25 protein-coding genes, 1 tRNA gene, 1 other RNA gene and 1 riboswitch are annotated in these 24,397 nt (G+C 73.7%); of the genes, 10 read left to right on the top strand and 17 right to left on the bottom strand.

Annotated features, from left to right (window positions below; translation table 11 throughout):
- Positions 1 to 182: 182 nt before the first annotated feature.
- Positions 183 to 371: a hypothetical protein gene (locus tag CLV34_RS09995; RefSeq protein ID WP_100350133.1), complete on the bottom strand. Its 189-nt coding sequence runs from the start codon at positions 369 to 371 to the stop codon at positions 183 to 185.
- A gap of 60 nt (positions 372 to 431) precedes the next feature.
- Positions 432 to 1,037 (bottom strand): hypothetical protein, encoded by a 606-nt coding sequence (locus CLV34_RS09990; RefSeq protein ID WP_100350132.1) that lies wholly within the window; start codon positions 1,035 to 1,037, stop codon positions 432 to 434.
- Positions 1,038 to 1,328: 291 nt separating this feature from the next.
- Between CLV34_RS09990 and CLV34_RS09985 the strand changes: the two genes are divergently transcribed.
- A complete protein-coding gene (locus tag CLV34_RS09985) occupies positions 1,329 to 1,871 on the top strand; it encodes a tyrosine-type recombinase/integrase (RefSeq protein WP_100350131.1) in 543 nt (180 codons plus the stop codon).
- Positions 1,872 to 1,873: 2 nt separating this feature from the next.
- On the opposite strand, the gene rnpB is transcribed toward CLV34_RS09985, so the two are convergent.
- From rnpB to CLV34_RS09970, 3 genes are all read right to left on the bottom strand, one after another.
- An RNA gene (gene rnpB, locus CLV34_RS09980) (RNase P RNA component class A) lies at positions 1,874 to 2,272 on the bottom strand.
- Positions 2,273 to 2,281: 9 nt separating this feature from the next.
- The gene (locus CLV34_RS09975; protein WP_100350130.1) at positions 2,282 to 2,482 is read right to left on the bottom strand and encodes a hypothetical protein; all 201 of its coding nucleotides are present in this window, start codon (positions 2,480 to 2,482) and stop codon (positions 2,282 to 2,284) included.
- A 45-nt stretch (positions 2,483 to 2,527) separates the two neighbouring features.
- On the bottom strand, positions 2,528 to 2,914 hold the full coding sequence (locus CLV34_RS09970; protein ID WP_100350129.1) for a tautomerase family protein: 387 nt from the start codon (positions 2,912 to 2,914) through the stop codon (positions 2,528 to 2,530).
- An 18-nt stretch (positions 2,915 to 2,932) separates the two neighbouring features.
- Between CLV34_RS09970 and CLV34_RS09965 the strand changes: the two genes are divergently transcribed.
- Both CLV34_RS09965 and CLV34_RS09960 read left to right on the top strand, forming a co-directional pair.
- Complete coding sequence (locus tag CLV34_RS09965) at positions 2,933 to 3,349, top strand: DUF2809 domain-containing protein (protein WP_100350128.1); 417 nt, start codon at positions 2,933 to 2,935, stop codon at positions 3,347 to 3,349.
- Between the two features lie 15 nt (positions 3,350 to 3,364).
- Complete coding sequence (locus CLV34_RS09960) at positions 3,365 to 4,168, top strand: YaaA family protein (RefSeq protein ID WP_100350127.1); 804 nt, start codon at positions 3,365 to 3,367, stop codon at positions 4,166 to 4,168.
- Positions 4,169 to 4,204: 36 nt separating this feature from the next.
- On the opposite strand, the gene CLV34_RS09955 is transcribed toward CLV34_RS09960, so the two are convergent.
- The 5 genes from CLV34_RS09955 to CLV34_RS09935 all read right to left on the bottom strand — a co-directional run bounded on the left by CLV34_RS09955 (position 4,205) and on the right by CLV34_RS09935 (position 10,748).
- Positions 4,205 to 4,921: a histidine phosphatase family protein gene (locus CLV34_RS09955; protein ID WP_245859160.1), complete on the bottom strand. Its 717-nt coding sequence runs from the start codon at positions 4,919 to 4,921 to the stop codon at positions 4,205 to 4,207.
- Positions 4,918 to 5,658 (bottom strand): zinc ribbon domain-containing protein, encoded by a 741-nt coding sequence (locus CLV34_RS09950; protein WP_100350126.1) that lies wholly within the window; start codon positions 5,656 to 5,658, stop codon positions 4,918 to 4,920. The genes CLV34_RS09955 and CLV34_RS09950 overlap by 4 nt, the downstream gene beginning before the upstream one ends.
- 90 nt (positions 5,659 to 5,748) lie before the next feature.
- Positions 5,749 to 6,681: a Nif3-like dinuclear metal center hexameric protein gene (locus CLV34_RS09945; RefSeq protein WP_100350125.1), complete on the bottom strand. Its 933-nt coding sequence runs from the start codon at positions 6,679 to 6,681 to the stop codon at positions 5,749 to 5,751.
- A gap of 44 nt (positions 6,682 to 6,725) precedes the next feature.
- Complete coding sequence (locus CLV34_RS09940) at positions 6,726 to 8,924, bottom strand: discoidin domain-containing protein (protein WP_100350124.1); 2,199 nt, start codon at positions 8,922 to 8,924, stop codon at positions 6,726 to 6,728.
- Between the two features lie 126 nt (positions 8,925 to 9,050).
- Entirely contained in the window at positions 9,051 to 10,748 is a 1,698-nt protein-coding gene (locus tag CLV34_RS09935; RefSeq protein ID WP_100350123.1) for a bifunctional 3'-5' exonuclease/DNA polymerase, read from the bottom strand.
- A gap of 98 nt (positions 10,749 to 10,846) precedes the next feature.
- Here CLV34_RS09935 and CLV34_RS09930 point away from each other — a divergent pair, with 98 nt between their 5' ends.
- On the top strand, positions 10,847 to 12,598 hold the full coding sequence (locus CLV34_RS09930; protein ID WP_100350122.1) for an FAD-binding protein: 1,752 nt from the start codon (positions 10,847 to 10,849) through the stop codon (positions 12,596 to 12,598).
- Positions 12,595 to 13,356 carry a succinate dehydrogenase/fumarate reductase iron-sulfur subunit gene (locus CLV34_RS09925; protein WP_100350121.1) on the top strand — a complete coding sequence of 254 codons (762 nt, stop codon included), beginning with the start codon at positions 12,595 to 12,597 and terminating at the stop codon, positions 13,354 to 13,356. The genes CLV34_RS09930 and CLV34_RS09925 overlap by 4 nt, the downstream gene beginning before the upstream one ends.
- Before the next feature lie 8 nt (positions 13,357 to 13,364).
- On the opposite strand, the gene CLV34_RS09920 is transcribed toward CLV34_RS09925, so the two are convergent.
- Positions 13,365 to 13,919, bottom strand: a complete 555-nt coding sequence (locus tag CLV34_RS09920) for a GNAT family N-acetyltransferase (protein WP_157803787.1) — start codon at positions 13,917 to 13,919, stop codon at positions 13,365 to 13,367.
- A 214-nt stretch (positions 13,920 to 14,133) separates the two neighbouring features.
- Positions 14,134 to 15,033, bottom strand: a complete 900-nt coding sequence (locus CLV34_RS09915; protein ID WP_100350119.1) for a LysR family transcriptional regulator — start codon at positions 15,031 to 15,033, stop codon at positions 14,134 to 14,136.
- Positions 15,034 to 15,115: 82 nt separating this feature from the next.
- On the opposite strand from CLV34_RS09915, the gene CLV34_RS09910 reads away from it, so the two are divergent.
- Both CLV34_RS09910 and CLV34_RS09905 read left to right on the top strand, forming a co-directional pair.
- Positions 15,116 to 16,393, top strand: coding sequence for an MFS transporter (locus tag CLV34_RS09910; protein ID WP_100350118.1), 1,278 nt, complete (start codon positions 15,116 to 15,118; stop codon positions 16,391 to 16,393).
- A 43-nt stretch (positions 16,394 to 16,436) separates the two neighbouring features.
- Positions 16,437 to 16,781: an EthD family reductase gene (locus tag CLV34_RS09905; RefSeq protein WP_211289410.1), complete on the top strand. Its 345-nt coding sequence runs from the start codon at positions 16,437 to 16,439 to the stop codon at positions 16,779 to 16,781.
- 88 nt (positions 16,782 to 16,869) lie between these two features.
- On the opposite strand, the gene arfB is transcribed toward CLV34_RS09905, so the two are convergent.
- The 3 genes from arfB to CLV34_RS09890 all read right to left on the bottom strand — a co-directional run bounded on the left by arfB (position 16,870) and on the right by CLV34_RS09890 (position 17,912).
- Entirely contained in the window at positions 16,870 to 17,316 is a 447-nt protein-coding gene (gene arfB, locus CLV34_RS09900) for an alternative ribosome rescue aminoacyl-tRNA hydrolase ArfB (RefSeq protein ID WP_100350117.1), read from the bottom strand.
- Between the two features lie 37 nt (positions 17,317 to 17,353).
- A complete protein-coding gene (locus CLV34_RS09895) occupies positions 17,354 to 17,620 on the bottom strand; it encodes a CBU_0592 family membrane protein (RefSeq protein WP_100350116.1) in 267 nt (88 codons plus the stop codon).
- A gap of 13 nt (positions 17,621 to 17,633) precedes the next feature.
- Positions 17,634 to 17,699: riboswitch (guanidine-III (ykkC-III) riboswitch) on the bottom strand.
- Between the two features lie 136 nt (positions 17,700 to 17,835).
- Positions 17,836 to 17,912 (bottom strand) — tRNA-Val (locus CLV34_RS09890).
- Positions 17,913 to 18,106: 194 nt separating this feature from the next.
- Between CLV34_RS09890 and CLV34_RS09885 the strand changes: the two genes are divergently transcribed.
- From CLV34_RS09885 to CLV34_RS09875, 3 genes are read left to right on the top strand one after another with little or no spacing between them, the layout of a single operon-like run.
- Positions 18,107 to 19,108, top strand: coding sequence for an ABC transporter ATP-binding protein (locus CLV34_RS09885; RefSeq protein ID WP_100350115.1), 1,002 nt, complete (start codon positions 18,107 to 18,109; stop codon positions 19,106 to 19,108).
- Positions 19,105 to 20,502, top strand: a complete 1,398-nt coding sequence (locus CLV34_RS09880; RefSeq protein ID WP_100350114.1) for an ABC transporter permease — start codon at positions 19,105 to 19,107, stop codon at positions 20,500 to 20,502. Before CLV34_RS09885 ends, CLV34_RS09880 begins: the two co-directional genes overlap by 4 nt.
- Positions 20,503 to 20,505: 3 nt before the next feature.
- Positions 20,506 to 23,325: an alkaline phosphatase family protein gene (locus CLV34_RS09875; protein ID WP_100350113.1), complete on the top strand. Its 2,820-nt coding sequence runs from the start codon at positions 20,506 to 20,508 to the stop codon at positions 23,323 to 23,325.
- Positions 23,326 to 23,427: 102 nt separating this feature from the next.
- On the opposite strand, the gene CLV34_RS09870 is transcribed toward CLV34_RS09875, so the two are convergent.
- Both CLV34_RS09870 and CLV34_RS09865 read right to left on the bottom strand, forming a co-directional pair.
- Positions 23,428 to 23,895: a peroxiredoxin gene (locus tag CLV34_RS09870; protein ID WP_245859158.1), complete on the bottom strand. Its 468-nt coding sequence runs from the start codon at positions 23,893 to 23,895 to the stop codon at positions 23,428 to 23,430.
- Between the two features lie 4 nt (positions 23,896 to 23,899).
- Positions 23,900 to 24,313, bottom strand: coding sequence for a DUF3052 domain-containing protein (locus CLV34_RS09865; protein WP_100350112.1), 414 nt, complete (start codon positions 24,311 to 24,313; stop codon positions 23,900 to 23,902).
- Positions 24,314 to 24,397 lie beyond the last annotated feature (84 nt).

Raw genomic sequence — 24,397 nt, 5'->3', positions numbered from 1 at the left:
TCGACTCGTCCCCCGCCCGGCGGCTCGTGAACTGAACCGCTCCATCCGGGCATCGGCCTGCGCCTTGCGATCGGCGGCAGCCCGTTCCTTCTCCTGCGCCTCGCGGCCTGAGCTTCTGCAGCCACGGCCTTCGTTCCCGCGTCGGACCTGGTGTCCTTCGCGAACATCCCCGTCATTCGAGGCTACCCGCCGCCTGCCGGCTCCTCCGGGCGGCGGCCGAGGGTGATCCTGACGTCGTCCAGGCCGGCGCGGTCGAAGTCCTGGCGCAAGATGGCGGCACGAATCGTGGCCCGCTCGCCGGGGGCAGGGTCACCGTAGGTGGAGAACCCGTCGGACTGTGGGTCATGCGAGACGACGACGTACAGACCCATCTCGCCGACGCTGTCAGCCCGGGGCGAACAGGTCCGCCATCCGGTCCAGCTCTCGGTTCCTCACTGGTCGCCGCCCCAGAAGTCGGCCACCCGTCCGCCAGCCGGATGCGCGGGGTCGGCGCTCGGCTGAGCGTTGAGCCGGGCCACCTTGCGTGCGAGCCAGTTCCGGTGCCGCGCACCACCCCTCGGCCCGCGGGACCAGATGATGTTCTGACCATCTTGCGTCGCGATGACACCTCGCCGGTCGGGGCGACCGCAGAACAACACCTGGTCGAGTGAGGTGAACAGGTCCCACCGCTGCCTCATCGCGACCAGGAACAGCGGGTGCTGACCGTCGTCGCCCAGCGCCAGGATCGGTGACCCACCCAAGGAGTCGAACGACTGCCGCACCGGCAGAAGCTGCGTGGGGTAACGGTGCACGTACCGAACCATCCGCAGACTGAAAGCCAGTGCACCGAGACCGACGACCAGTGCCACGAGCCCGATCCCCATCAGGAAGGTCGCGAGCCCGCTGACGAAACCGTCGTCGGGGAAGCCCGCGGCCCACAGGACAACGACCGCGAGCACCCACATGGCAACCCCTGAGCCGGCGAAGATCCACGAGTGTCGCCGGTAGGCGGACAGGGTTCTGCGAATGCGGCTGGCGACGGGGGGCTGCTCGGCCATCAGGTCTCCTCGCGCTTGGCGGCACGGACCTCAGCCCGAACCTCGCGGCGTGCGTTGGCAATCAGGAACTGGTCGTAGCGTACGAGCGGGACCGCCACGGCGTTCAGCACGAGGGGTCGGTGGTGGGGGACACCCAGAACGTCGGTCGAGGGGTGGCGCGAGCTGCAGCAGCGCGCGGACTCGAAGCGTGCGCTCGTGCGTAGCCACTTCCGCGACCACGTCTACGACGTGATGGGGGCGTAGGCCCTGGACACCACCTCGCGCACCGACATCCAACGGCTGGTTCGCGCCATGCAGCTCAAGCTCGCACCGTCGACCACCACGATGGTCATGCGCTTCGTGTCGGGGGTGTTCAACCAGGCGGTCACGGACCGCATGCTCGCGGACCCACCCGCGAAGGGCGTGAAGACCACTGCGTCCTATCGCCTCGTGCCTCTGAGCGACGTGACTCTCGACCTCTTGGAGGAACACCGCGAGCGGTTCGGGGGGACGAGCACGGGGCTCGTCTTCAGCCGGCGCCAGGGCGGCCCGCACAAGCGAGTTCGGTTCTCCCACGACCTGGTGGTCGCTCGCCAGCGCGCCGGCATGGAGGACGTGTGGACGATGCACGACCTACGCCACTACTACGCCTCGCTCCTGATCCGGCACGGGGCGTCCGTCAAGACCCCGAGAGGCGTCTTGAGGTGCTGGCGAAGAGGTCAGCCGAGCGCGAGGCCCGGGAGTCTTCGGAGGCCGCGGACGACGTGCCTGCCGCGTGACCTCCGGAAGCGTCCTGTTGCTGCCCTGCTCCTGCCGAGGGGCCCGGAAACGCAACCTGCAGGTCAGAGGCTATAAAGCGGACGAGTCGGTCTGTACGCCGGGTTCTGTTCCCGCGCGCGGTTGCCCCCGCGCGGGCGACGGCCATCCATCTACGACGTACGTTGCCGCACGCCTCCAGCGGTCTACCCGACTGCGCTTCTCCGGAGAGAATCGGGCGGGCCGCCCTCCAACACAGTCTGTCTGACCTTGCTCCAGGTGGGGTTTACCGAGCCGCACCGGTCACCCGGCACGCTGGTGGTCTCTTGCACCACCGTTTCACCCTTACCGCCGGTCGGAACCGGAGGCGGTCTGTTCTCTGTGGCACTGTCCCGCGGGTCACCCCGGGTGGGCGTTACCCACCACCTTGCCCTTCGGAGCCCGGACGTTCCTCGGCGGTCCCGGCGGACCGGGGCCGACGCGGCCGTCCGACCGACTCGTCCGCCCGTTCAGCCTACCGGTCGCGGCGGGGGTCCAGCTGCACCGGGTGCCACCGAGCGGACCATCACGGCTCCCAGAAGGACCACCCAGAGGCGGCCGATCGTCCAGCTCACGAACGGACGCTCGCCGCTGATGCCCCACGCGAGCACCACGACCACGACGGCCGCCCCCACGAGCCACAGCCACGTCGTCCGACGCACCTGCCCCACCCCCTCGCTCCTCATCCTGGCACCGGGCAGTACGGCGCGCGCGGATCAGACGTCGACGCGGTACGTCAGCGCGAGCTCGTCGCCGCTGCGTCCGCGGATCCCCCAGTTCTCGCGCGGCGACTCCAGGACGACGACCTCCAGGTCGTCCGCGGCGAGGCCGACGGCAGGGGCCACGTCGTCGTAGAACGCGCGGACGACGGCGCGCTTGGCGTCCAGGGACCGCCCGGTGAAGCACACGATCTCGACGACCAGGTAGTCCGCGGACCGCTGCGGCGCGACGAGGTCGTCGTCGTCGAGCCAGCAGAAGCGTTGGAAGCGCTTGTCCTCGGGGAGCTCCCACGCGACGTGGAGCGCACTCTGGATCGCGTCGGACAGCACCGCGCGCCGCGGCGCCCACACCGACCGTCTGCCGTAGACCTTCACCTGAGCCATGGCCGCTACCGTACGGGGATGCCGACTCGTACCGAGGCTCCCGACACGCGCGCCGCGCGGCGCTCCCGCGCCGCGGCGCTGCTGTGCCTGGTGGTGGTCCTCGGTGTCGCCCTCCAGGCCGTCCGGGACCGGGTGCCGGGCGGCGACCTCGCGGGGACAATCCTGTGGACGGTCGCGGTGGCGTGCGTGGTGCGGGCCGTGGTGCCTGGCGCCGGTGCGAGGACCGTGGCGGGCGTCGCGACGTCCGCGGGCGTCCTCGTCGAGCTGGCGCAGCTCACGCCGTGGCCACGCGACGCCGCTGCCGCGTTCGGGCCGGCCCGGCTCGTCCTCGGGACGTCGTTCGCCGCCGCCGACCTGCTCGGGTACGTGCTCGGCGGCCTGCTCGCGTGGGGAGTGCTGCGCTGGACGGACGGTCCGGACTCTCCCACGGACTGATCTAGGGTTGACAACGTGCTCGTCGTCCTGCCGCCGTCCGAGGGCAAGACGCCCGCCGCCACCGGTCCCGCCGTCGAGCTCGCGTCGTTGTCAGCCCCCGAGCTGACCGAGCACCGCGAACGCGTGCTCGACGCGCTGGCCGCGGTCAGCGCCCGCCCCGACGCCCTCGAGCTGCTGGGCGTCGGCGCGTCCCTGGCCGACGACGTGGCCCGCAACACGCGGCTGCGCACGGAGCCCGCCGCCCACGCCGCCCACGTGTACACGGGCGTCCTCTACGCCGCCGCGCGGCTCGGCGAGGCGCTCGCGGACGGCGGCGTCCCCGCGTCCCGGCTCGCCGACGTCCTCACCGTCTCGGCGCTGTGGGGCGCGGTCACGCCGCTCGACCGGGTTCCCGCGTACCGGCTCTCGATGGGGACGGACCTGCCGGGCGTCGGCCCGCTCGCGCGCGCCTGGCGCGAGCCGCTCGCGAAGGCGCTCGACGCGCGTGGCGCCGGGGACGTCGTCGTCGACTGCCGGTCCGCGTCGTACGCCGCGGCGTGGAAGCCGCCGGCGGACGCCGAGCACGTGCAGGTCGTCATCCTGCGGGAGCACCAGGGACGACGGTCGGTGGTGTCGCACCACGCGAAGCACACGCGGGGCGTGCTCACCGGGCACCTCGTGCACCGGGACGGCGCGCCGCCGCGGTCCGCGGGCGCGCTGCTCGAGGCGGCGCGCGAGCTCGTCGGGGACGTCCGCGACGGGCGACGGATCCTCGCGGCGGACCTCGTCGCGGGGCGCGGCCGGGCGCAGGCGCTGCAGGTCGTCGTCACCGACGTCTAGCGCGGCGCGCCGGGTCCCCCCGCCACGCGTACGGCGTCAGAGGTCGGACGGCAGCCCCACGACGCTCGCCTCCGCGTCGCCGTCGGGCCACAGGCGCAGCACGGTGAGCGACGCCGGGACGATCCGCAGCCGCGTCCAGCGCGACGGCGCCACGCCCAGCGCTCGTCCGACGGCCACCCGCACCACCATGGCGTGCGTGACGACCGCGACGGTGCGGTCGGTGCCGCCGCGCACGAGGTCGGCGAGGCCGTCCTCGACGCGGTCGGCGAGCTGCAGCAGCGACTCGCCGCCCGGGGCCGCGACCTCGGCGTCGCCGCCGTAGAAGCGGTCGACCCACTCCGGGTCGCGGTCGCGCACATCCGGCAGGACGAGCTCCTCGTACTCGCCGAACGCCAGCTCCGCGAACCGCGCGTCGGTCGCGACGTGCAGCCCCAGCCGGCGCCCGAGGGCCGCCGCGGTCTCCTGCGTGCGCACCATGGGCGACGCCACGACCTGCGACACCCGCGGCAGGTCGGGAAACGTGTCCCTCCCGACCCGTCGCACGCGGTCGGCCGCCTGCGCGGCCTGCACCCGACCCGCGGGTGCGAGGCCCGGGCCCGGGACGGACGAGCCGGAGAACGCCCCGACCTGGGTCAGCGGCGTCACGCCGTGCCGCACCAGGACGACCGTGAGCGGCTCGACGCCGTCCAGCCGGACGGTCGCCCCGCTGGGCCGCGGCGCCCGCCCACCCGTCGGCGGCACGGCAGCGGTCACGCGCCGTCGGGCAGGCGGACGAGGATGCGGCCGCACTCCTCGCAGCGCACGATCTCGTCCGGCCCCTTGCCGGTGATGCGCGCCAGGTCGCCCGGGTTGAGCTCCATGCGGCAGCCCTCGCAGCGGCGGCCGCGCAGCGCCGCGGCGCCCACGCCGCCCGACTGGGCGCGGACCTTGTCGTACAGGGCGAGCAGGGCGGCGTCGAGACCGTCGGCGGCCTGCGCCCGCTCCGCGGCCACGCCCTGCCGCTCGGCGTCGATCTCGGCGAAGTCGGCGTCACGCGCCGCCTCGGCCTCCCGCTGCGCGGAGACCAGCTCGGCCTCGGCGCGGTGCAGCTCGCCGAGGGCGGTCTCGTGCGCCTCGAGGCGCTCCATGACGTCGAGCTCGACCTCCTCGAGGGCGCTCTGCCGGCGCGCCAGGCTCTCCAGCTCGGACGACAGCGCCTGGGCGTCCTTCGCGCTGACCGCCCCCGAGTCGAGCCGCGTCTGGTCGCGCTGGGCGCGCGTGCGGACCTGCTCGACGTCGCCCTCGGCCTTGGTCAGCTCGCGACGCAGGTCGGCGACCGCGGTCTCGGACTCGACGACCTTGCCGTGCACGTCCGCGAAACGGCCACCCGCTTCGGTGACCTTGGCGAGCGTCGGCGACTCCTTCCGGCGGTGCGCGAGCTGGAGCAGGCGGGTGTCGAGCGCCTGGACGTCGAGAAGTCGACGCTGGTCGGAGGCGGGGGCTGTCGCCACGGCGGTCCTTTCGGGGAGCGGGGTACCTCGGGGTGCGGGGTACGGGGTGCTGCGTGCTGAGCTCTGGGTCGCGGAGACGCCGGCGGACGGTCAGGCCGGGGACGCCACGCGCGCCGTCCACGGGTCCGTCGAGCGAGTGCTCACGCGCAGCTCCACCGTACCGGTCCCGAGCGCGGCGGCGATGTCGCGGGCCGCGTGGTCGAGCCACGGCCACTCGGACGCGAAGTGCGCGACGTCCACGAGGAACGGGCGCGCGGCCTCGGGCCCGAGCCCGGCGGCGCGGGCCTCGTGCTCGGCGCGCTCGCGCAGCTCGGACGCGGGGTGGTGGCGCAGGTCCGCGGTGACGTAGACGTCGACGCCCGCGGCGCGCACGTCGTCGAAGAAGCCGTCGCCGGACCCGCCGACCACGGCGACCCGCTCGACCCTGGCGTCGAGGGCGCCGGCGACGCGCACTCCCTGCGCGGTCGCGGGGAGGGTGGCGGCCACCCGGTCCGCGAGGTCGCCGAGCGTGACGGGCGGGTCGAGCCGCCCGACGCGGCCGGTGCCCGTCCCGTCGCTGCCCGCGGTGTCGAGCGGGACCAGCGGGACGGTCTCGACCACCCCGAGCGCCCGGGCGAGCGCGTCGGCCACTCCCCCGGCGGCCACGTCCGCGTTGGTGTGCGCGACGTACAGGGCGACGCCCGTGCGGACCGCCCGGTGGACGAGAGCGCCCTTGAAGGTGGTCGCTGCGACCGAGTGGACGGGCCGGAGCAGCAGCGGGTGGTGGGAGACGACGAGGTCGGCACCCCACTCGACGGCCTCGTCGAGCACGGTGTCGACCGGGTCGACCGCCAGGAGGACCTTGCGGACCGGCTCGGCCGGGTCTCCGGCGACCAGCCCCACCGCGTCCCACGACTCGGCCGTCGACGGCGGGTACAGGGACTCGATGACACGCACGACGTCCGCGAGCGTGGGCGCACCGGCCCCCTCGGCGGGGCCAGGGGTGCCGGGGACGCCGGCGGACGACGGGGACGGGGTGCTCATAGCCCGCAGGCTAGCCCCGTCCCCGCCGTCCGTGCTGAGCAGGGTCAGCGGTAGATGCGCACGTAGTCGACGACCATCTGCGCCGGGAACGGCGTGGTCGCGTCCACGTTGCCGGGCCAGTCGCCGCCGACGGCCAGGTTGAGGATCACGTAGAACGGGTGGTCGTAGATCCACGGACCACGCGTCGCCTCGACGGTCGCCTTGTCGGCCGTGAACACGAGCGTGTTGTCGAGGTAGTAGCGGATCCCGGTCTTGTCCCACTCCGCGGCCCACGTGTGGAAGCCGCCGGACAGCTTGCTCTTGTCGGGGAGCGTGTACGAGCCGCCGTAGCCGCCCGCGCCGTTGTACGACGGCGCGTGCAGGGTCGAGTACGACGTGGTGGTGTCCTTGCCGAGCACCTCCATGATGTCGACCTCGCCGTTCTGCGGCCACGGCGTGCCCGTGAGGAAGTTCGACCCCATCATCCAGAACGCCGGCCAGTAGCCCTGGCCGTCCGGGACCTTGATCCGGGCCTCGACGCGGCCGTACTGGAACATGTACTTGTTCGACGTGTTGAGGCGCGCCGACGTGTAGTCCCGGCCGCCCGCCGACTCCTTGCGGGCCTCGATGACGAGGTGGCCCTGGCCGTCGAGCGTCGCGTTGCCGGACGGCGTGTAGTACTCCTGCTCGCCGTTCTGACCGGTCCCGGAGTCGACCGTCCACCTGGACGTGTCCGGGCCGTTGCCCTTCGCGCCGTCGAACTCGTCGCTCCACGCGAGGTGCGTGAAGTTGGGGTCGGGCACGTTCGACGTGGGCGGTGCGACCGGCGAGCCACCCGTGCCGTACACGTCGAACGTGTACAGCGAGTAGCCGTAAGCGCCCGAACGCTTCGTGAGGTTGAGGCGCACGTACCGCCCGTCACCCGAGACGGCGAGCTTCTCCGTGAGGCCCTTGCCGGTCGTCGTCGTGTAGATCGTGCGCCACGTCGAGCCGTCGTCCGAGACCTGCACCTGGTAGCCCGTCGCGTACGCCGGGTCCCACTGCAGGACGACCTGGGACACGTGCGCCGTCTTCGCGAGGTCGACCTGGATCCAGCCGGCGTCGACCCAGCCCGTGGTCGCGTTCACGGCCCAGCGCGACGCCGGGTCGGCGTCGAAGGCCTTGGCGGGCGTGCAGCCCGAGCACTGGGCGTCGTCCTGGTACGACGACGCGGTGGCCGGCTTGGCGTACGACAACAGGGTGGTGCTGCCGGTGGGCGTGCTCGTCGGGGTCGGGGTGGGGGTGGGGGTCGGCGTGGGTGTCGGGGTGGTCGTGGGGGTCGAGGTGCCCGCGCCGAACACCTGCAGCTCCCACAGCGAGACGCCGTACTGCGTGGCGCGCGCCGTCGCGTAGAGCCGGACGTAGCGGGCCGTGACGTTCAGGGCGACGTCCTGCGGCGCGGCCGACGACGCGGTCTGCGTCGCCTGGGTTGTCCATGTCGAGCCGTCGTTCGACGTCTGGATCTGGTACTTCGACGCGTACGCCGTCTCCCACACGAGGTGGACGCGCGTGAGCGCCTGCGCGCTGCCGAGGTCGACCGCGATCCACTGCGGGTCGGACGCCGCGCTGGACCAGCGGGTGCCCGAGTCGCCGTCGGTCGCGGCGGACGCCGGGGTGCCGCCGTTCTCGACCGACGACGCCGTCGTCGTGCGGCCCTGCGAGAGCAGCGTCTCCGTCACGGGCGCCTGCTGGCCGAGCACCTGGAACTCCCAGAGCGAGACGCCCCACTGGGTGCCCCGGGCCGTCGTGGAGAGGCGCACGTAGCGTGCGGTCGCGGACACGGCGACGTCCTGGGCGGTGGACGACGACGCCGTCCCCGTCGCCTGGGTGGTCCAGGTGGAGCCGTCGTTCGACGTCTGCACCTGGTACTTCGACGCGTACGCCGTCTCCCAGGCCAGGTGGACGCTCGTGATCGCCTTCGGGGCGCCGAGGTCGACCGCGAGCCACTGCGGGTCGGAGGCCGTGCTGGCCCACCGGGTGCCGAGGTCGCCGTCGGTGGCGGCCTTCGCCGGGAACGCGACATCGCTCTCCGTGGACGACGCCGTGGTGGGCGCGCCCTGCGACAGGACGACGGACGCCGCCTGAGCCGGACGCCACGGGACGACCGCGACGACCGCGGCGAGCAGCAGCGCGAGCGCGGTGAGCGCGGCGACGCGTCGGAAGGGGACGGGTGGGGCGCTGGTCGCCCCGGGTGATGACGTGCGGGCGCGCGAGAACGCAGCCATGACGAGCTCCTTCGGTCTTCGTTGACTGAGGTGGGGTCGTGCTGGTGCGTTACCTGTGACTCTGCGATGTGCGGCTGCCCCAGGTCAACGGTTCGTCCGGATCGTGAGATCCGCGGGTTTGGCCCGTCATGCGTCCTTCGCGTCGGCGTACGACGTCGCGGCACCCACGCTCAGCGGGAAGTCGACCGGGAATCCGGGGAACAGCAGCTGCCCGGCGCCCGCCGCGGCGTCCTGGACGAGACGTGCGACGTCGTCCGCGAGCGCCGCCGGGCAGTGGACCACGAGCTCGTCGTGCAGGAAGTACGCGAGGTGCGGCCGCCGGGCGAACGGCTCGGGCGCGCGTGACGCGGGTCCGGGCTGCTCGCCCAACGCCCACAGGTCGCGTCGGACGCCCGCGATCCAGCACAGCGCCCACTCGGCCGCGGTGCCCTGGACGACGAAGTTCCGGGTGAACCGGCCCCACGCGCGGGTCTGGGCGCGGGCACGGGACTCGTCGTCCACGCCGGCGTCCTCCGTCTGCGCGAGCGCCTGGGTGTCGTGCCACGCGGCGCCCGGCCGGGGCGACGTGCGGCCCAGGTGCGTCGTGACCACTCCCCCGACCTCGCCCGTGCGGGCCGCCGCCTCGACGAGCGCGAGCGACGCCGGGAACGCCTTCGCGAGCCGGGGCAGGACGGCGGCGCTCGCCCCCGTCGTCCCCCCGTACATGGCGCCGAGCATCCCGACCTTGCCGTGCGCCCGGGAGTCGACGACGTGCGCGTCGACCATGCCCTGGTAGAGGTCCTGCCCGTGCCCGGCAGCCGCCATGCGCTCGTCACGGGCGAGTCCGGCGAGGACACGCGGCTCGAGCTGGGCGGCGTCCGCGACGACGAGCACCCACCCGGGGTCGGCGCGGACCGCGGTGCGCAGGCGGCGCGGAAGCTGCAGCGCGCCCCCGCCGCTCGACCCCCACCGCCCGGTCACGACGCCCGACACCACGTACTCGGGCCGGAACCTGTGCCCGTGCACCCACTGCTCGAGCCACGACCAGCCGTTGGCGCTGTGCAGGCGCGACAGCTTCTTGTAGGCGAGGAGCGGGTCGATCGCGGGGTGGTCGACCTCGCGCAGCTCCCACGACCGGGTGGACGTCACCGGGAGCCCGGTGCGGCGCAGGGCACGGAGCACGTCGGGCATCGAGTCGAGGTGGAGGTTCGGTGCGTCGAGCGCCGTGCGGACGTCGTCCGCGAGCGCCGCCATGCGCGGCGGCGCGGTGCCGGCCGGCGGCCGCGCGCCCAGGCTCTCGGTCAGCACGGCGTCGTGCACGACCGCGTCCCACGGGACGCCGACGTGGTGCATCTCGACGGCGGCGAGCGCGCCCGCTGCCTCCGCGGCGAGGAGGAGCCGGAGGCGCCCCGGACGGGTGCTGGCCGCGACGGCCGCGAGCTGGTCGCGCAGCGCGGCACGGCACGCCGGGGCGTCGGGTGAGCGGTCGTCCGCACCGGCCGTGCCGTCCGGGCCGATCTCGAAGAGCGCGTGCTGGTCGGACGGGCCGGTGTCGCGCCCCGTCACGGGCAGCGTCGGCAGGGCGTCCCAGGGGCCGGCACCGCGCGTCGCGAGCGCCGTGCCCGTCGTCCACGCCGACGTCCGCAGGACGCGGTGGGCGAGGCGCAGGTCGTGCGCCCGGGCGACCCGGGCGCCGGCGGCGAGCAGGCCCGGGTACCAGAGGTTGGTGTCGGCCCAGGTCCACCGCGGTGGCTCGGTCGCCGCGGGGTCGCCCGTGAGGCCGACGACAGCCGCTGCGTCGGCACCGTCAGGGCTGACGGCCGGTTCCGCGACGACGACGTGCACGCCTCAGTGTCCCTGCCGTCACCCACACGTCGTGCGCGGACGCGACGCCTCGGACACGATGGAGCGGCCCGGACCCCGACCCGAGGAGGCGGTCGCGCGTGCGCACGGAGCGGTCCGACGTCGTCGTCGTGGGCGGGGGCGCCGCGGGGCTGAGCGCCGCGCTCGAGGTCGTGTCGCGCGGACTCACGGTCGCCCTGGTGTCGAAGGTGTACCCGATGCGCTCGCACACGGTCGCCGCCGAGGGCGGCGCCGCCGGGGTCGCGCGCGACGACGACTCGCTCGAGCAGCACGTCGCCGACACGGTCGCCGGCGGCGCGGGCCTGTGCGACGAGGCGGCGGTGCGGTTCGTCGTCGAGCGGGCTCCGGGTGAGCTCGCGCGGCTCGAACGGCTGGGGATGCCGTGGAGCCGGGACGACGACGGGCTGCCGTCGGTGCGCCGGTTCGGCGGGATGACGCGCGCCCGCACCTGGTACGCCGCCGACCGCACCGGGTTCCACCTGCTGCACACGCTGTTCCAGACGACCCTCCAGCACGCGGCGGTGCGGCGGTTCGACGAGCACCTCGTGCTCGACCTGCTCGTGGACCGCCCCGGCGGGGACGCCCCCGACCGGGTGCGCGGGGTCGTCGCGCACGACCAGCACCGAGGCGAACCGGTCGCGATCCTCGCGCCCGCCGTCGTGCTCGCGACGGGCGGCGCGGCGCGCGTCTTCGGGACGTCCACCAACGCCGGCATCGTCACCGGCGACGGCATCGCCATGGCGCTGCGCGCGGGCGTCGCGGTCCGTGACCTCGAGCTCGTCCAGGTGCACCCGACCGGGCTGCCAGGCAGCGGCATCCTCCTGTCGGAGGCCGCGCGCGGCGAGGGCGGCGTGCTCCTCGACGCCGCCGGCGAGCGGTATCTCACCGACTACGGGCTCGGACCCGTCACACCCGTCGGCGAGCCGGAGCCGCGGCGCATGGAGCTCGGGCCGCGCGACCGGCTCTCCCATGCCTTCTGGCACGCCGAGCGCGACGGCCGGACGCTCCCCTCGCGGGACGGCGGGGTCGTGCTGCTCGACCTGACGCACCTCGGCCGTGCCCGGATCGACGACCGGCTCCCGTTCGTCGCGTCGCTCGCGCGCCGGTTCGCGGGCGTCGACGTCGCGACCGAGCCCGTGCCCGTCCGACCCACCTGGCACTACACGATGGGCGGCATCCGCGCGTCCGTCACCGGGGCGACGGCGCTCGACGGGCTGTTCGCCGCCGGCGAGTGCGCGTCCACGGGCCTGCACGGCGCCAACCGGCTCGGCTCGAACTCGCTCGTCGAGACCCTCGTGGTGGGGCGGGCGTCCGGGGAGCAGGCCGTGCGCACGTCCCTCGCGCGGGGCGGCTCGGAGGCCGCCGGCGACGTCGCGGACGACGTCCTCGCGACCGGTAGCGACACCGCCGACCGGCTCCTCGCGCTGCGCGGACGCGGCACCGAGCCGCCCGGTCCCCTGCGCGCCGAGCTGGGACGGGTGCTCGACGCGGACGTCGGGATCTTCCGCGACGACGCGGGGCTGCGCCGGGCGCTCGCGGCCGTCGTGGACCTGCGCGAGCGGTACCGGGACGTCCGCGTCGCCGACACGTCGACCGTGCTCAACACCGGCTGGGCGCAGGTCCTCGAGCTGGGCGCGATGCTCCAGGTCGCGCACGTGATCGTCGCCGGGGCGCTCGCGCGCACCGAGTCGCGCGGGGCGCACCAGCGTCTCGACTTCCCCGACGCGGACCCCCTGCCGCGGCACACGCTCGCGACGTGGGACGCCCACGCCGACGCCCCCGTGCTCGCCACCGAACCCGTCCGGGAGTCCGCCGCAGGAGGGACGCGATGAGCCCCCGACCCGACGACGCCTCGGTGGCCGGCGCCGACGACGCACCGTCCTGGGACGTGCGCGTCACCGTCGTCCGGCAGGAGCCCGACGGTGAGCCCCACGAACAGGAGCACGTCGTCGCGTGCACCGAGCGGACGACCGTCCTCGACGCGCTCGACGCGGTCAAGGAGCAGGACGCGAGCGTCACCTACCGGTGGTCGTGCCGGATGGGCGTGTGCGGGTCGTGCGGCGTCATGGTCAACGGGCGGCCCGTGCTCGCGTGCGAGACGCCCGTGCTGGGCTACCGGGCGACCGGTCTCACCCTTGCGCCCCTGGCGCGGCACGCGGTGCTGCGCGACCTCGTCGTCGACACCGACCGGCTCGTCGGGCAGCTCGCGGACGTGCGCGCGTGGCTGGTCGCCGCACCGGACGGGCCGGGGTCCGACGAGCCCGGTCCGACGACCGGCGCGGGTCGCCAGACACCCGCCGAGCTCAACACCTATCGGGGCCTCGCGCAGTGCATCGACTGCATGCTCTGCTACGCCGCCTGCCCGCAGATCGACCTGCTGCCGGACTTCCTCGGTCCCGCCGCCGTCGCCGCCGCACGCCGCTGGGACCTCGACCCGCGCGACCACGGCGACGTGCTGCGCCGCGCCGTCCTCGACACGGAGGACGGGATCTGGGGGTGCGTGCAGTCGGGGGCGTGCACCCGCGCGTGCCCGAAGGGCGTCGACCCGGCGAAGGCGCTGCGGGACGCCCAGCGGGAGGCGATGGGCTGACTGGCGCCCTACCGGTCGCCGCCGAGCGCCTCGAGGCGCAGCAGCGCCCAGGTGTCGAGCGACGACCACTCGCCCTTGAACCAGTCAGCGTCGACGGCCCGGCCCTCGTGCCGGAAGCCCAGCCCGCGGAACACGCGGGCGGCAGGGGTGTTCCGCGCGTCGGTGACCGCCAGGAGGCGGTGCGCGCCCACCTGGAAGAGTCCGGCGACCACGGCGGCGAGCGCCTCCGTCGCGATCCCGCGACCCTGCGTCGCGGCGGCGAGCGTCACGCCGAGCTCGTAGGTGTCGGGCTGGTCCGCGTGGGCGTGGACGGCTACGTCGCCCGCAAGCGAACCGTCGGACACCGTCCGCACCGCGAGCTGCAGCCACTCCCCGGAGCCAGAGGCGACGGCGGCGGGCTGGGCGGCGATCAGGGCGTCCGCGTCCGCGGCCGACCAGTCGACGTCCCACGACTGCCAGCGCGCGACCGCCGGGTCGCGGCGGTAGGCGACGAACGCGTCACGGTCGCGGTGCTCGAGCGGCTCGAGCACGAGCCGCTCGGTCCGGAGCGGGAACGTCAGCACACCGCCGAGCCTAGGTGTCGCGAGACTCTCCGACGACCCGCACGGACTTCGTGACGCCACGCACCACAGCCCCTCGGGCGCCGTGAGTGCGCTCCGGGATGCGCCGCTCCGACGCGCGGGTTCACGCCACGTGTCGCCCCGCGCGGCCCGCCGCTCGCGCGGCTCGGGTGCTCCACGTCGCGATGACCTCGGGCCGCGCGTGCCGGACACGGGCTCACCCAGGAACGTCGGCACCGGTCGACGCCCCGGCGAGTGCTCCCACCGTGGCGTCGACGAACGCCCGCACCGCCGCCGACGGCTTCGCGGTCTCGTTCCAGCCGAGCCCGAGCCGACGGTGCACGGGGGGTTCGATCGGGACGTACGCGAGCCCCGGTTCGACGACATGGGTCGGTCGTGGCAGCACCGACACCCCGAGCCCCCCGGCGACGAGCCCGCGCATCGTGTCGATCTCGCTGCTCTCGAACATCACGACGGGCTTGGCGCCCGCGGCGTCGAGCAGGGCGCGGACGACGACGTGCAGCTCGGTGATGCGGGAGAACGCGATGAAGTCGCGCCCGTCGACGACGTCGACCCGGACGGCGTCCCGGTCCGCGAGCGGGTCGCCGGAGGGGACGGCGACGCAGAGCTGCTCGGTCGCGAGAGGCACCCAGGTGGCGTCGCGCCCGGCCGGCGGCGGGGTGCCGAGCACGATGTCGACGGTTCCCTCGGCGAGCCACCCGTAGATGTCGCGGCCGAACCCCTGCCGGAGCGACACGCGGGCCGTCGGGTGCACGGCGCGGAACGCGCGGACCGACTGCGGCACGAGCCACCTCGCGACCGAGTGCAGGAACGCGATGCGGACGGTCTCGGTCCGGGTCGCGAGCGCCTCGGCATGCCGTTCGGCGCGGTGCAGGGCGTCGAGCACCGCGGCGGCGTCGGGCCGGAACGCGGCACCCTGCGCGTTGAGCCGCAGGCGTCGGCCGTGCCGGACGAACAGCTCCATGCCCACCGAACGCTCGAGCCGGGCGAGGGTCCGCGAGACGGCCGGCTGCCCGACGCCGAGGATCGCCGCGGTGTCGCGGGTGTTCTCGGTGTCGGCGAGCGAGAGGAAGATCCGCAGGCTGAGCGCGTCCATCGTCCGATGTTATGCGCCTGAAGCATCACAGCGCTCTCCTGATGCATTTGGTGACGCGATTCGCTCGACCGAAGGTGGAGGCATGCTGCTGCGCTCCCCCGCCGTCACCACCGCCCGACCGGCGCCAGCCGGCGGGCCCACGTCGGGCCCCGGGCTGCGTCGCGGCGACCCGGCGTACCGCCGCACGCTCCAGGTCCTTGCGCTCGGCGGCCTCGCAAACTTCGCGCTCATCTACTACGTGCAGCCCCTCCTGCCGGACCTCGCGCGCGGGTTCGGCGTACCCGAGGCGTCGTCCGGGCTCGCCCTGTCGGCGACCACGCTCGCCATGCTCGCCGGCCTCCTGCTCGCCGGGCCGCTCGCCGACCGCGTCGGCAGCGTGCGCGCCATCGCCGGGTCGCTCCTGACGGGCGGCGTCCTCGCGCTGCTGTGCACCCTGGCGCCCACGTGGGGTGCCTTCCTGGCGTGCCGCGCCGGGATGGGTCTCGCGCTCGCGATCCTGCCCGCGGCCGCGCTCGCCTACATCAAGGACGTCGTCGCGGACGACGCGCACCCCGCCGCCAACGCCACCTACATCACGGGCACGGCGGTCGGCGGCGCGGCCGGACGCCTCGTGCCCGTCCCGCTCGCCGCGCTCGGCGGGTGGCAGGTGCCCACCGTCGTGCTCGGGCTGATCTCCGTCGCAGCCGGCATCGGCGTCGTCGCCCTCCTGCCCCGCGACACCGCCGCGCCCGTGCGCATGCGCCTCGGCGACGTGCTCGGCGGCACCTTCGCGGCCGTCCGCGACCGGCGGCTGCTCCTGCTCTGCGTCGTCGGGTGCGTCAACATGGGCCTGTTCGTCGCGCTCTACAACAGCGTGTCGTTCCGGCTCGAGGCGCCGCCGTTCGACCTCGGCGCCGCCGAGGCGTTCGTCTACCTCGCCTACCCGGTCGGCATCGCCGCGCCCACGCTGTTCCGCGCGCTGGCACAACGCGTCGGACGACCCCGCGCCGCCCTGCTCGGCGCGACCGTCGCGGGCGCGTCCGTCGCGATCCTGTGGCCGTCGAACATCGTCACCGTGTTCGTCGGGCTCGGCGTGCTCACCGTCGCGTTCCTCGGCCTGCACTCCGTGCTGTCCGGGTGGGTCGTCAGCCGCGCGCACGAGACCGGCGCGAGCACGTCCCGGGCGTCGAGCGCGTACCTGCTCTTCTACTACGCGGGCAGCACCGTGGCCGGGACGCTCTCCACGGCCGCGTGGTCGCGCTCCGGCTGGACGGGCGTGACCGTGCTCGCCACCGCGGCCGCGGTGCTGGGGGTCGGACTGTGCGCGCTCACGCTGCGCCCCGTCGGCGCGTCACCGGCAGTCGCTCGCGCCGCCCAGTAGCGTGCCGCTGACGCCGCCCACCGCGACCACGAGGAGCCGAACGATGACCGACACGACCGTCGACCCGACCGCAGCGCCGAAGGCCCGCTTCGTCGTCATGTACGACACCCCGAGCGACGTGGAGGCGTTCGAACGCCACTACACCGAGGTGCACGTCCCGCTCGTGAAGCAGTACCCGGGCCTGCGCCGCGTCACCCGCAGCCACGAGCCCGTCGCGCTCCTCGGCGACGCCTGCTACATGGTCGTGATGATGGACTGGGACGACACGGACTCCCTGAGGGCCGCCCTCGACTCCGAGATCGGCCGCCGGACGGCCGAGGACGCGGCCACGAACCTCGCCCCCTACGCGACCTTCCGTGGCATGACGCTGGAGCTCGTCGACGCGTGACGGCTGCGTCGTCCCGGACCGGTCGGGCAGACGCGGTCGGGCAGACGCGGTCGGGCAGGCTCAGTCGGGCAGGCTCAGTCGGGCAGGCTCAGTCGTCGCGACGCGGCCGCGACGACCGCAGGCTCTTCGTCGTGGAGCGCTGCTTCTTCGCCGTGAGCCGGCGCTCCTGAGAACCGCGCGTCGGACGGGTCGCGCGGCGCGTCCGGGGCGGCGGCGCGACGGCCTCGGCGACGACCGCCGCGAGCCGTCGGCCGGCGGCGTCCCGGTTGCGCAGCTGTTCACGGTGCTCCGAGGCGACGACCGTGAGGACCCCGTCGACGAGACGCGACGCGAGCCGCTCCTCGATCCGGGCGCGCTGCGTCACCGTGAGCACCGCCGACCCGCGCACGTCCCACGACAGCTCGACCCGCGAGTCCGTGGTGTTGACGCCCTGCCCGCCCGGGCCGGACGCGCGGGAGAACCGTTCCGTGAGCTCCGCCCGCGGGATGGTGAGCGCAGGACTCACCACGAGGCCGGTGCGGAGGGGTGCGGGCATGAGCCCATCGTGCCCGACCCGTCGCGGCGCGGTCGCCTCACGCACCCTGCGGCTGCGGCTCCCCAGGACGTCCGCCGCCACGCGCCTTGCGCACGATCGTGTAGACGGACACGACCGCCCACACGCCCTCGAGCATGATGAATCCCCACTCGCGGCTGATGATCGCGGTCACCGTGAGGATGGCCGAACCCACCGCGTTCACGACCAGGTACCGGTAGCCGGAGGCGTCGATGCGCCCGAGCAGCGAGCCGACGAAGGCCGACAGGATGAGCAGGGAACCGACGATCTGGACGACGTCGTACATGACAGGACACTCCTTCACACCGTCTTGTCGCTGACCGGGTACGGCGTGCCTCGTCCGGGACACCGTCGTCGGCGTCACCGTGCCAGTTTCTCAGACTCCGGCGGCACAGACGCCGGCCGCCGCCGCGCACGTCCAGGGACCCCGACCGATGGCCGGGCCCTGCACGATGAACGATCACGCGGGGCATCGATGAACGATGTCCCGCGTCATCACGATGGTGGGCCCGGAGGGACTCGAACCCCCGACATCCACGGTGTAAGCGTGGCGCTCTAACCAGCTGAGCTACAGGCCCTGAAGGGCGGGGACAGCGTACCGTCCGTGGCTCCGACCGGCCGAACCCGTCCACGCGAGGGCGCCGGGAGACGGGCGCACGCGTGACGGTCTTCGACAGTTCACCCCCTGTTGCCTCCCCTGCCACCCCTTGCGCCCGGTCAGCCCTCTACGTTGCCAGAGGCATCTTTGGCTCCGGCGACGCAGGGGAGACTCATGACCACCGCAGCGGTCCGTGCTCGCGGCATCACCAAGACCTTCGGCGACGTGGTCGCGCTGGGCGGCGTCGACCTCGACGTTCCCACGGGGACGGTGCACGGCCTCATCGGTCCGAACGGTGCCGGCAAGACGACGCTCCTCGGCCTGCTCCTGGGCCTCGCGACCGCCGACACCGGCCACCTCGAGGTCCTCGGCGCCCCCGTCAGCCGGGCGCTCGGCGTGCCGGACGGTGTGGCGGGCTTCGTCGACGGCCCCGGCCTCTACCCCGGGCTGACCGCGCGACAGAACCTCGCCGCCCTCGTCTCGCTGCGCGGCGACAGCGCCCGGAGCCCGGACGACGTGGACGACGCCCTCCACGAGGTCGGCCTGACCGACGTGGCAGACGACCGCCTCCGTGGCTTCTCGCTCGGGATGCGCCAACGCCTCGGACTTGCGGCCGCGCTCCTGGCGGCACCCCGCCTGCTCGTGCTCGACGAACCGGCCAACGGGCTCGACCCCGCGGGCACGCGGCACGTGCACCGGGTCCTGACCCGCCTGGCCGCGGCCGGGACAGCGGTCGTGATGTCCAGCCACCGCATGGACGACCTCGCGGCACTGTGTCACGACGTGACGATCCTCCACCTCGGTCAGGTCGTCTTCACGGGTGCGCCCCGCGACCTGGCTGCCGCGTCCGACGAGCGCGACGTGCGCGTCGTCACCACCGACACCGCGGCCGCGCGCCGCATCGCCGCCGACGTCCCCGGCCTGCGCACCGGGCACGACGCCGTGCCCGCCGCCGTCCCGCTGGACCCCGACGCCCTGGTCGTGCACGGCACCGCGACCGCCGTCGACGAGCTCGTGGCGCGCCTCGTCGGAGCGGGTGTGGCGGTCCGGGAGCTCGGACCGTTCGTCCCGCCGCTCGAGGCGGCGTTCCTGGCGCTGACCGGAGATGCCGACGCACCGACGCAGACCGCGACGCTCCTTCGAGCCGGCGCCGACCACGAGGAGCCCGTCCGATGACGACGACCGAGACGCGATCTTCCCGCGCACCGCTGTCCCCGGACGCCTCCCCGCCCCGTACGCCCCCGGTTGCCGCCCGACCCGTCCCCCTCCGACGGGTCTACCGGTTCGAGCTGACCAAGCTGGTGTCCCAGTGGCGCACGCGGATCATGCTGATCGCGTGCTGCGTCGGGCCGGGCCTCTTCGTGGCCGTGGTGAGCCAGCAGACGACGCTCCCGACGGACACCGTGTTCGGACGCTGGCTGCTCGCCACGGGATGGGCCGGCGCACTCGTGGTCCTGGGCTTCTGCTGCTCGTGGGTGCTCCCGCTGGCGACCTCCCTCGTGGCCGGGGACGTCTTCGCCGCCGAGGACCGGCTCGGCACGTGGCGTCACCTGCTGATGGCGGTCCGTTCCCCCCGCCGGGTCTTCGTCGCCAAGTCGCTCGCGAGCCTGACCGTCATCGTGGCGGTCCTCGCCGCCCTCGGCCTCTCGGCGACGGTCGGGGGCCTGCTGGCCGTCGGCAACCACCCCCTGGTCGGGCTGGACGGGCACGCGCTGGGCACGGGGGACGCGGCACGCACCGTGCTGCTCGCCTGGCTCAGCGTCCTCGCCCCCACCCTCGCTTTCGCCGGCGTCGGCCTCCTCGGATCGGTCGTGCTGGGCCGTTCCCCGATGGGCCTGCTCGTGCCCGCGCTGCTGGCGGTCGTCCTGGGCCTGGTCGAGGTCCTGCCGCTGCCCGAGGCGCTGCGGCTCGCACTACCGACCAACACCCTCCTCGCGTGGCGCGGCCTGTTCACCGCCCCGGCACAGACCGGCCCGCTCCTCATCAGCGTGGCCGTGAGCCTGACGTGGGCGGTCGCGGCGACGCTGCTGGCGTACGCCGTGTTCGTCCGGCGTGACTTCACCGACCTGGCGTACGACGGCGCGGGACGGCGGGCCCTCGGGGTCGCGCTCCCGCTCGTCGGTCTCGTCGCAGCGACCGCGGGCGTGATCGCGGTGGCCACACCCGCGACGGGCACCGGCGTCACCCAGGACAAGCTGGAGGGGAGCCTCGCGACCTCGTTCGCGCACCTCTACCAGCTGCAGTCGGCCGAGCTGCACCGGCCCGGCTACACCGTGTCGCAGCTGGGCGCCGGCGCCGACTGCGACAAGGGCGGCTCCCTCGTCGAGGACGAGGGGCCCGGGAACGACTGGAGGTGTGTCGTCACGTGGCACGTCCCCGGCTCGCAGACCCAGGCCACGGCCGTCTACCAGCTCGACGTCACCGCCGACGGGCGGTACGTCGCGGACGGCGACGGACCCCAGGAGGTCAACGGCTACTTCGTCGTCCACACCCCGACAGGTGATGCCCCGAATCCCCTGTGGCAGCTCGACGGGATCGTCGATCTGCTGAAACCATCATCGAAGGGATGAGAGATGCAGGTCACACGCGTACGACGCGTCAAGCCAGCTCGATCACAGCACCTCCGCACGACGACGGCCCGCGGGGTCCGCATCGCGACGGCCGGGACTGCCGCCGTCGCTCTCGCGGGCACGACGGCCGCCTACGCCACCACGGAGTCGTTCCGCGACCACCACGTCGGCACCGAGTACGCCGACGGGATCCAGGTCTCCGACGACCAGGTGATCAAGCCAATCGGTGACCGCCTGGTCACGCAGACCGGCAAGTTCATGGGGTCGACCGTCAGCCCGGACGGTCGCTACCTCGCGGCGACCAGCACGGACCGCTCGGTGGCGCTCCAGATCTTCGACCTGGCCGACTACAAGCAGATCTGGTCGGTCGGCTCGGCCGCGGGCGTCAACGAGAAGATCACCGACAACACCGTCGGGCAGGAGGGTCCGACGTACTCGCCGGACGGCTCCGTGCTCTGGCTCCCGCAGTCGGGCGGACTCACCCGGTTCCCCGTCCAGCCCGACGGCACGCTCGGCGCCGGGACGACCGTGCCGATCCCGAAGGTCGACGGTCATGCCGCACTGACCGGCAAGTCCGTGTACTCACCCGACGGATCGACGCTCTACGTCGCGGTCAACGGCCAGGACAGGGTCGTCGCCATCGACCCGGCCACCGGCGCGATCCTCGACAGCTGGGCCGTCGGTGTCGCGCCGCGCGACCTCGTGCTCGTCGGAAGCACCCTGTACGTGAGCGACGAAGGCGGCCGCGACGCGACCGACGACGACACGACCCTGACGTCGTACGGCGCCGACGTCGTCGCGGACCCGTTCCTGGGGACCTCGACGACGGGCACGCTGAGCCTGATCGACACGGCTCACCCGCGGGACGCCGTGGGCTCCGTGAAGGTCGGTCTGCACCCGACCGCGCTCTACGCGACCCGGGACGCGGTGTTCGTCGCGAACACCAACAGCTCGACCGTGTCCGTCGTCTCGACGCGCACGCACAAGGTCGTCCAGACCATCGCGACCCAGCCGTGGTCGGGCTCCAGCACCGGGTACTCGCCGACCGGCATCGCCCTGACGAAGGACGGCCGCCTGCTCGTCACGCTCGGGCGGGCCAACGCCGTGGCGGTCTACCGGTACTGGGGCAACCCGTTGCTGCCGGTCAGCTACGTGGGGCTGCTGCCGACGGACTACTACCCGTCGGACGTCGCCACGGTCGGTTCCCAGGTCGTCGTGACCAACCGGCGCGGCATCGATGCGCGCGGACCGCTCCTGACCTTCAACGAGGGCCAGGGCACCACGGCGGCCACAGGGCACGGGACGCACGGCACCACGGCGTCGCTGACGAAGTTCACGCTGCCGACGGACCTGCAGGTCGCCCGTGGGACCTCGACGGTCTTCGCGCAGAACGGCTGGGGCAAGAACGACGTCCAGGAGGCCAGGGGGGCGTCGGGCCGGCACACGAAGGCCGTCCCCGTGCCCGCGAAGATCGGCGACCCGTCGACGATCAAGCACGTCTTCCTGCTGGTCAAGGAGAACCGCACCTACGACCAGGTCTACGGGGACATGCCCCAGGGCGACGGCGACGCGTCGCTGGCTCAGTTCGGCGCGAAGGTCACACCGAACCAGCACGCCCTCGCGACCCAGTTCGGCCTCTACGACAACACGTACGACGTGGGGACGAACTCGGCCGAGGGCCACAACTGGCTCATGCAGGGCGACAACCCGGAGTACACGGAGTCCAGCGCGGGCGAGTACACGCGCTCGTACGACACGGAGGAGGACGTGCTCGGCCACCAGAGCTCGGGCTTCCTGTGGACCGCCGTCGAGAAGGCCGGGAAGACCGCGCGCGACTTCGGCGAGTTCGAGTACACCGAGGGCAAGCCTGCCGGTGCGACGTGGCAGCAGTACTACTGCGCGGCCACGAGCGTCGACGCCGGCGGTGATCCCGCCCAGCTGTTCGACCCGTCGATCGCCTGGAACAACGGCTCGGTCATCCCGTCGCTCGACGCGATCAGCGACCACCGGTCGCCGTCGTTCGACACGTCGGTGCCGGACATCTACCGCTACCAGGTCTGGAAGCAGGACTTCGAGAAGAACGGTCCCGCCAACCTCAACATGATGTGGCTCTCGAGCGACCACACGGGCGGCACCGCCGACCCCGAGGCGCAGGTCGCCGACGGTGACCTGGCGGTCGGGAAGATCGTCGACACGATCTCGCACAGCCCGTACTGGAAGGACTCGTTGGTCGTCGTGGTGGAGGACGACAGCCAGGCGGGCGCCGACCACGTCGACGGCCACCGGGCCCCCGTGCAGATCATCAGCCCGTGGGCGCAGCACGGTACGACCGTCAGCACCTACTACTCGCAGATCTCGATCGTCCGCACCATCGAGCAGATCCTCGGCGCCCGACCGCTCAACCAGAAGGTCGCCGCGGCCACGCCGATGTTCGACGCCTTCACCCGGCACGCCGACACCACGCCGTTCGACGCGGTGCCCAACCAGGTGCCGCTCACCGAGGGGGTGGCGACCACCCCGTCCTGCGGCGCCGACACGCTGGGCCTGACCGGTGGGGCCGCGACGCAGCTCGCCGCCGCACAGGCGACGAAGGTCGCCGTACCGGCCGCCGAGAGGCAGGTCGCCGCCGACTGGACGGCGTGGAGCAAGCAGCAGCACTTCACGGGCAACGGGGCGAAGGCGGACTACGCGAACCCCGAGCTCATGAACCGGTACACCTGGTACCAGACGCACCAGTGGTCGACCCCCTACCCGGGCGACGCGGTGATCTACACGCCGAATGAGGTCCCGGGCGGCTACCTGCCGGGCGCCGACCAGGACTGACCAGCACGGAGCACCACCGGGGCATCACCGAGAGAGCGGCCCGTCGGACACCACCGGCGGGCCGCTCGTGGTCGCGCCCACGCGCGCGCCGACAGCCGTGGCCTACAGACGAGCCAGGGCCTCGACGTGCACCTCGAGGTCGCGCGGGTGCCCGGGCGAGTTGACGACCGACCACCGGACGACGCCGTCCGCGTCGAGCAGGAAGCTGCCGCGGACGGCCATGCCCTTGTGCTCGTCGAACACCCCGTACCGCTGCGCGGCGGCGCCGTGCGGCCAGAAGTCGGACAGCAGGTCGAACCCGAACGCCTCCTGCTCGGTCCATGCCCTGAGCGCGAACACGCTGTCGCAGGAGACGGCGACGAGCCGGACGTGCCGCTCGTCGAACGGCCCCCGGTTGTCCCGCAGCGTCGACAGCTCCGACTGGCAGGTGCGCGAGAACGCGAACGGCACGAACACGACGAGCGCGGGCGCGCCGCGCAGCGACGCCACGGTCACGGGCGTGCCGTGCACGTCCGGCAGGCCGAGCTCGGGCGCCGGGTCGCCGATGCGCAGCACCTCGCCGTACGTCACGCGCTCAGCGTCCCCGTCCGCGGTTCGCGAGCCGGGTCGCCGTCCAGTCGGGCGCCAGCGCGATGTTGCCCATCGCGTGCAGCCCGGCCGTGCTCGCGGCCTCCTGGATCTCGGCGTGCGCGACGTGCCCCGGCCGCCCCGTCTTCGGGGTGAGCACCCAGATCGGGCCACCGTCGTCCAGGACGACCTGGACGTCGACCAGCAGGTCCGTCAGGTCGCCGTCGCCGTCGCGGTACCAGGCGATCACCGCGTCGGTCACGTCGTCGTACTCCTCGTCGACGAGCTCGTTGCCGGTCAGCCCTTCGACCGCCTCACGGAGCTGCTCGTCGCAGTCGTCCCCCCAGCCGTACTCCTGCACGACGAAACCGGGCTCGAGGCCCAGCCGTTCGATGGAGCTCGGGTCAGCAGCCGCAACCACGTGTCGCCGGTCCTTCCTGTTGTTCCTGCACGTTCTCGACACTGCGTCCCGCGGTGACGTCGGTCACGAACACCGGGACGCGAT

Source organism: Luteimicrobium subarcticum (assembly GCF_002798015.1).
Classification (GTDB): domain Bacteria; phylum Actinomycetota; class Actinomycetes; order Actinomycetales; family Cellulomonadaceae; genus Luteimicrobium; species Luteimicrobium subarcticum.
This window is presented reverse-complemented; position numbering and strand designations above follow the sequence as displayed.

Coding starts and splice junctions, on each gene's coding strand:
- CLV34_RS09925 (WP_100350121.1), top strand. CDS start 12,595: ATGAGCCCCCGACCCGACGACGCCTCGGTGGCCGGCGCCGACGACGCA.
- CLV34_RS09985 (WP_100350131.1), top strand. CDS start 1,329: ATGCAGCTCAAGCTCGCACCGTCGACCACCACGATGGTCATGCGCTTC.
- CLV34_RS09990 (WP_100350132.1), bottom strand. CDS start 1,037: ATGGCCGAGCAGCCCCCCGTCGCCAGCCGCATTCGCAGAACCCTGTCC.
- CLV34_RS09940 (WP_100350124.1), bottom strand. CDS start 8,924: ATGGCTGCGTTCTCGCGCGCCCGCACGTCATCACCCGGGGCGACCAGC.
- CLV34_RS09875 (WP_100350113.1), top strand. CDS start 20,506: ATGCAGGTCACACGCGTACGACGCGTCAAGCCAGCTCGATCACAGCAC.
- arfB (WP_100350117.1), bottom strand. CDS start 17,316: ATGCCCGCACCCCTCCGCACCGGCCTCGTGGTGAGTCCTGCGCTCACC.
- CLV34_RS09905 (WP_211289410.1), top strand. CDS start 16,437: ATGACCGACACGACCGTCGACCCGACCGCAGCGCCGAAGGCCCGCTTC.
- CLV34_RS09915 (WP_100350119.1), bottom strand. CDS start 15,033: ATGGACGCGCTCAGCCTGCGGATCTTCCTCTCGCTCGCCGACACCGAG.
- CLV34_RS09965 (WP_100350128.1), top strand. CDS start 2,933: ATGCCGACTCGTACCGAGGCTCCCGACACGCGCGCCGCGCGGCGCTCC.
- CLV34_RS09895 (WP_100350116.1), bottom strand. CDS start 17,620: ATGTACGACGTCGTCCAGATCGTCGGTTCCCTGCTCATCCTGTCGGCC.
- CLV34_RS09995 (WP_100350133.1), bottom strand. CDS start 371: ATGGGTCTGTACGTCGTCGTCTCGCATGACCCACAGTCCGACGGGTTC.
- CLV34_RS09970 (WP_100350129.1), bottom strand. CDS start 2,914: ATGGCTCAGGTGAAGGTCTACGGCAGACGGTCGGTGTGGGCGCCGCGG.
- CLV34_RS09945 (WP_100350125.1), bottom strand. CDS start 6,681: ATGAGCACCCCGTCCCCGTCGTCCGCCGGCGTCCCCGGCACCCCTGGC.
- CLV34_RS09880 (WP_100350114.1), top strand. CDS start 19,105: ATGACGACGACCGAGACGCGATCTTCCCGCGCACCGCTGTCCCCGGAC.
- CLV34_RS09885 (WP_100350115.1), top strand. CDS start 18,107: ATGACCACCGCAGCGGTCCGTGCTCGCGGCATCACCAAGACCTTCGGC.
- CLV34_RS09910 (WP_100350118.1), top strand. CDS start 15,116: ATGCTGCTGCGCTCCCCCGCCGTCACCACCGCCCGACCGGCGCCAGCC.